This window comes from Limimaricola cinnabarinus LL-001 (genome assembly GCF_000466965.1).
Lineage (GTDB): Bacteria > Pseudomonadota > Alphaproteobacteria > Rhodobacterales > Rhodobacteraceae > Limimaricola > Limimaricola cinnabarinus.
The window spans coordinates 1-772 of record NZ_BATB01000173.1 but is presented as its reverse complement, the minus strand read 5'-3'; the positions used below and the strand labels follow the sequence as shown (position 1 = coordinate 772).

The window sequence follows — 772 nt, the reverse complement described above, 5'->3', positions numbered from 1 at the left end:
ATACGGTCGTTTGATGACGACGCTGTTGGCGCCGATGATGAGATGACGTCGTAAAGATCGCTCGCCCATCTTCGTGGTGGCGCCCAAGCGCTGCTTGCCGCCCGTCGAATGCTGTCGCGGCACCAGGCCGAGCCAGGCGGCAAAGTCCCGCCCTCTTCGGAACGTCTCTGGCGGGGGTGCCAACACCGCAACCGCCGTGGCGATCAACGGGCCAATGCCCGGGACCGTCATCAGCCGTCGCGCGACGTCGCTCTCCTTGGCACGACGGACAATCTCTTTGTCGAGCTTTCCGATCTGAGCGTCGATCTGGGTCAGCGTTTCTACCAGATCTTCCAAGGTGTCTCGCGCATCGGCGGGCAGGCCACTTTCTGCGTTCTCGATAAGAGCGACAAGGCGTGCAGCGTTTATTACCCCTTGTGGCACCACCTCTCCGAACTCGGCCAGATGGCCACGCAGGGCATTGATCGCTTAGGTGCGCTGCCGGATCAAAAGGAGCTATGGCTGAAAATGGGTGATGCGGCCTGAGAAGGCGGCGTATCGTGGCGGGTGCTGAAGCCTGCCAGAACCTCCCGAAGGAGCGATACGCCATGAAGAACGATACTGACATCATCCCGCTTCGTCAGCCCCATTCGCTGGACGACCCCCTGACCGAGATTGCCCGCGAGGGGGCGCGCCGGATGTTGGCTGCGGCCTTGCGGGCAGAGGCGGATGCCTTCGTCGCAGAGCTTGCCGAGATCCGTTTGCCGGACGGGCGCCAGCGCGTGGTTCGGCA

The 772-nt window shown here is 63.0% G+C and carries 2 pseudogenes; one reads left to right on the top strand and one right to left on the bottom strand.

The annotated features are described in order from the left end of the window. Positions 1-492 (bottom strand): annotated as a pseudogene (locus MBELCI_RS20285) (IS110 family RNA-guided transposase); the annotation flags it as partial. Positions 493-587: 95 nt separating this feature from the next. Between MBELCI_RS20285 and MBELCI_RS18955 the strand changes: the two are divergent. Next, positions 588-772: pseudogene (locus MBELCI_RS18955) on the top strand (IS256 family transposase); the annotation flags it as partial.